Annotated in this window: 4 protein-coding genes; 1 reads left to right on the forward strand and 3 read right to left on the reverse strand. The window is 59.3% G+C overall.

Annotated features, from left to right (window positions below; genetic code table 11):
* Window positions 1-137: 137 nt before the first annotated feature.
* The 3 genes from DW899_RS10260 to DW899_RS10270 form a co-directional block, all read right to left on the reverse strand.
* Entirely contained in the window at window positions 138-1,538 is a 1,401-nt protein-coding gene (locus DW899_RS10260) for a phosphoglucomutase/phosphomannomutase family protein (protein ID WP_117801041.1), read from the reverse strand.
* Between the two features lie 158 nt (window positions 1,539-1,696).
* A complete protein-coding gene (locus DW899_RS10265; protein WP_055252635.1) occupies window positions 1,697-2,590 on the reverse strand; it encodes a homocysteine S-methyltransferase family protein in 894 nt (297 codons plus the stop codon).
* Window positions 2,591-2,600: 10 nt separating this feature from the next.
* Window positions 2,601-3,023, reverse strand: a complete 423-nt coding sequence (locus tag DW899_RS10270) for a metal-dependent transcriptional regulator (protein ID WP_089573098.1) — start codon at window positions 3,021-3,023, stop codon at window positions 2,601-2,603.
* 120 nt (window positions 3,024-3,143) lie between these two features.
* Here DW899_RS10270 and pepT point away from each other — a divergent pair, with 120 nt between their 5' ends.
* Window positions 3,144-4,391, forward strand: a complete 1,248-nt coding sequence (gene pepT, locus DW899_RS10275; protein WP_089573099.1) for a peptidase T — start codon at window positions 3,144-3,146, stop codon at window positions 4,389-4,391.
* Window positions 4,392-4,679: the final 288 nt, after the last annotated feature.

Raw genomic sequence — 4,679 nt, forward strand, 5'->3', positions numbered from 1 at the left:
ATATTGCCAGACCCGAGGGGCGCCGGGGGCGGGAATCTGGGTGTACACATTTCCTACACAATTTGGGATCCGACTAACGTTTGCCAGCCGTTAACTACCGCTCACCGAGCATCTCTTTATATAAGGCAGTCTCATGGTTAAAGCGGATACGTTCCCCTAGCTAAAGCACAGCCAGCATCGAGCAACTCATCACGTTCTTCCACCGAGAACCCCTCGGCGTAGACGCGCACCACTGGTTCGGTCCCGCTAGGACGGACCAGCAGCCACGTGTCATCCTCGAATGCTAAACGCAAGCCATCCATATGACTAACGTTTTGCGGCACCTTGCCACAAATCGACTTGGGGTTTACGCCCGGCAGCAGGGTTCGTAACGTTTCGGCATCTTCGGCCTCAAGGCGCAAATCGCGTCGACCGTAACTCGTCTTACCAAAACTGTCCTCGAGTTGGTCGACCAGAACGCCCAAAGGCGCGTCCGTCTTTGCCATAAGCTCACACAGAATCAGACAGGCGAGGATTCCATCGCGCTCGGGCATATGCGCGGCGATGCCGATACCACCGGCTTCCTCGCCGCCTATGAGGACGCCACCCTTCTTCATCTCTGCCGCTATATATTTGAAACCGACTGGTTTGACGGTCACGCGGCAGCCAAGCGCCTCGGCAATGCGACGCACGAGCGTCGAGCACGAAAGATTGACGACGACGCGTCCCTCCAAATTACGAAATTGAACCAAGTCGCCCAAAACGAGCGCCATGATCTGATGCGGATGTATATATCTGCCGCGCTCGTCAACCGCGCCGATACGGTCGGCGTCGCCGTCGGTCACCAGGCCAGCGCAAGCTCCGTCCTCGATAACCGTATGCTCGCAAGCGTCCACCCACGGCTCAACGGGGTCGGGGCAGATATCTTCTTGGTCAGGCGCCTGCCCGGCGTGAATCTCGTGCACCTCAACGCCAAGCTCGCGCAGCAAGTCGGCTAGATAGCCCTGGGCTGCGCCGCCCATGGGGTCAACAACCACGCGCAGGTGCGCGGCGCGGATGGCTTCGGCATCGACAAACGATGCCACCGCTTGCATATAGTCAGGAATGATATCCGCGGTGCGATATTGCCCCTCGATCCCCATTGGCTCGGGAGCCATGGTCTCTTCGAGCTCTTCGATGACATCCTGGTTGGCGGTCGAGCCGTCACCCATGCGAATCTTGAGACACAGATAACCCTGCGGATGATGGGACCCCGTCACCATGAGCGCGCCGCACGCCTCACCGTCATAAGCCGCCGCCCACGTAAGGGCAGGGGTCGGAACAGGTCGCGAAGCGAGCACGGCGTCTAGCCCGTGCGCTGCTAGCACACCCGCCGCAAGCCCAGCGAACTCGCGCGCCAGGGGCCGAGTGTCGAACCCTATATATACCGTTTTGCCCGGATTGGTCTTTTGCCACAACTCGCCGACGGCATCGGCGATACGGGCAACGTTATCGGCAGTGAAGTCCTCATCGACGCGAGCGCGCCAACCGTCAGTTCCAAAATGAATTATCGCGCACACGCGCAGACACCTCACAGTGTTTGGATCATGGTACGCATGAGGTATACCCGCGATACACGCTCGGCAACCTGCCGGCACCAGCATTCACCATTTGGGCAAATGCTGCCGAGGACATGCAGGCAATAAAAAAACCGCCCCGTATGGAGCGGTTTTGCCCTTTATATATCGAGCGCCTCGGCCATCGCTGCCGTAGTGATTGCCGTAGTTCCACAGCAACTGCCCACCATTGCGGCACCGGCATGTCTCCATTCGATGCATGCGCGCGCGAAAGCTTCGGGGTTCTCGTGCCATACGGGGCCATCCTGAGTCTGGACCGGATCGCCCACGTTGGGACGCACCGTGACGGGAGTAGTCGCCGATGCAACCATCCTGGGCACCGCCGCGTTCGCGGCCGCAAGCGAACAGCAATTAACACCAACCGAGTTTGCGCCGTGTTTTTCGGCGTACAAAACGGCTGCCTCGATGTTGAGGCCATCGCCCAACAGGTCGCCCTTATCGTCAACGACAAAACTCACCAGAACAGGCATGCCGTCGGCGGCATCTCGGGCGCCGGCAAGCATGGGCTGCAAATTACGGATAGACGTCACCGTCTCGATCAGCAGACCGTCAACACCAGCATTGAGCAAGGCGTGCGCCTGTTCGCGCGCAATGCCTCGGATCTCACGAAACTCGGCCGAGTCCTCGGCAAACCACTCAATACCGATCGGACCCATCGAGCCCAGCAGCAGCTGAGGGTGCGCCTGGCGGGCATCGTCGACGGCCCCGCGATTGACCTCCGCCACGGACGGCGCAATCTGGTCGTGCTTGAGGGCATAGCTTGATGCCTGAAAGGTATTGGTAATGAGTACCTGCGCGCCGGCGGCGACATACAAGCGATGGATACGAGAAACGGTCTGCGGCTCTGCCAGATTCCAAAACGCCGGTGGAATATCGGCGGCGTCGTACTCACTCAACAGAACACTGCCCATGGGGCCCTGCGCCAACAAGGTCTCGCTCGACAAGCGGCGCGTAAGTTCCTCGGCACCAAAGCGATTGTAATAACTCGTATCCATATATATCCCGCTATTCCTCGACGCTGATTCCCTGCTTTTCGAGATAGGCGAGCCAGCGGTTCATCGTGTCCTCGGATAGCGCATGCTCCATCATGCAGGCCTCGGAATCGGCTCGCTCAAATTCGACACCGAGCTCCTGAACCAAAAACGTGCGGACGAGGCGATGACGGTACCAGATAGCCGTGCCAACCTCGCGGCCGCGATCGGTCAGGACTACCTTGCCGTAGTGCGATTGCTCGACAAGCTCGGATGCCTTGAGCGCCGAAACCGCTTTATTGACCGATGCCTTGGAGACGCCAAGGCGCTGCGCGATGTCGACCGATCGCACGCCGTTGGTTTCCCCCTCTTCGCTTTCAATGCGAACCATGCACTCCAAGTAGTCTTCGTTCGCCACCGTCAGATGTAGTTCGCGCGAGCTATTTGTCGTATCCATGATCTTCCGTCCCTTCTGCATTCAATGGCTGATTCTACCCCATCCAAGCGTCGCGGTATGCCGTGGCATACCGTGCTAGAGTTCTTGTTGCACACGACGACCAAGATTGGAGCGGTCTTTATGGAAAACACCACCACGAACCCCGATGTCCTCGAGCGCTTTTTGCGCTACGTCCAGATCAACACGCAGTCCGAGGATGCAAACTGCGACCAGGTACCCTCGAGCGTCGTTCAGTTTGACCTTGCCAACGTGCTGGCTGAAGAGCTGCGCGAGCTTGGTGCGGAAGATGCCCACGTGACCGAGCATGCCTATGTCTGCGCGCATATCCCCGCAAGTGCGGGCGCTGAGGACAAGCCCGCCCTTGGCCTGATCGCCCATCTCGACACCACCGAAGTTGCACCGGGCGCCGGCGTGAAGCCGCACATCGTACACTACGAAGGCGGCGACCTGGTCTGCGGCACGGTTGACGGTAAGCCCGTTGCCATGAGTACCGCCAAGCTTCCCGCCCTGAACGACCTCGCGGGTGAGGACCTGGTCTGCAGCGATGGCACCACGCTGCTGGGCGCGGACGACAAGGCAGGCGTCGCCGAGATCATGTCGCTTGTCGCGCGTATCGCTCAGGACCCCTCTCTGCCCCATCCCGCACTCGGCATTTGCTTCTGCCCTGACGAGGAGATCGGTCACGGAGCCGAGCTGTTGGATATCGATACCTTTGGCTGCAAGTACGCCTACACGGTCGACGGCGGCCCCATCGGCGAGCTGGAGTGGGAGTGCTTTAACGCCGCCGAGGCGACCATCCGCTTTGAGGGCCAGTCCATCCACCCGGGCGACGCCAAGGGCCGTATGGTCAACGCAGGCAATCTGTTCTGCGACTTCAACGCGTTGCTCCCCTACGTGCAGCGCCCGGAGTATACGGAAGGCTACGAGGGCTTTTATCACCTTGAGGGTGTATCTGCGACCGTCGATCACGCCACGGCGCGCTATATCGTCCGTGATCACGATGCCGCCAAGTTCCAGCAGAAACTCGACCTTATTGATGCCGCCGCCTCGATGCTCAACCAGCGTCTGGGTGAGGAGCGCGTGACGGTCGAGATTAAGCAGCAGTATCGAAATATGGCCGAGATCGTTCGTGACTATCCCGAGCTTATTGATGTTGCCAAGGAAGCCTACCTTGCCTGCGGCGTTGAGCCCCAAGTGCTGCCGATTCGTGGCGGCACCGACGGCGCTCAGCTGTCGTTCCGCGGTCTGCCCTGCCCCAACCTTTCCACCGGCGGCTATTGCTACCACGGCGTCAACGAGTTTGTCCCGGTCAGTTCGCTCGTCAAGATGACCGACGTGCTCCAGGAGCTCGTCGCCCGCTTTGCATAAGCCTGGCCGCTCAAGCCTAAAAGACAAACCGCCCCGTCCTCTACAGAGGACGGGGCGGTTTTTGTACAGGGAGTGTCCCTAACTGCCGGCAGAAAAGGAACGTCCCCAAGTGCCGCAAAATGACGAGATCCACTCTCGCTTTGTGGGTAGTCATTGGGGACGTTCTTGTTTGACTAGTCGTCTAAGAACGTCCCCAATGACTACCCAACGACTAGTCCGGACCAAGGCAACGCCGATGTTTTGGCAACGACAGACACTATGACCCAATCCGAGGGCACTAAAAAGATA

This window comes from Collinsella sp. AM41-2BH, assembly GCF_003468085.1.
GTDB lineage: Bacteria > Actinomycetota > Coriobacteriia > Coriobacteriales > Coriobacteriaceae > Collinsella.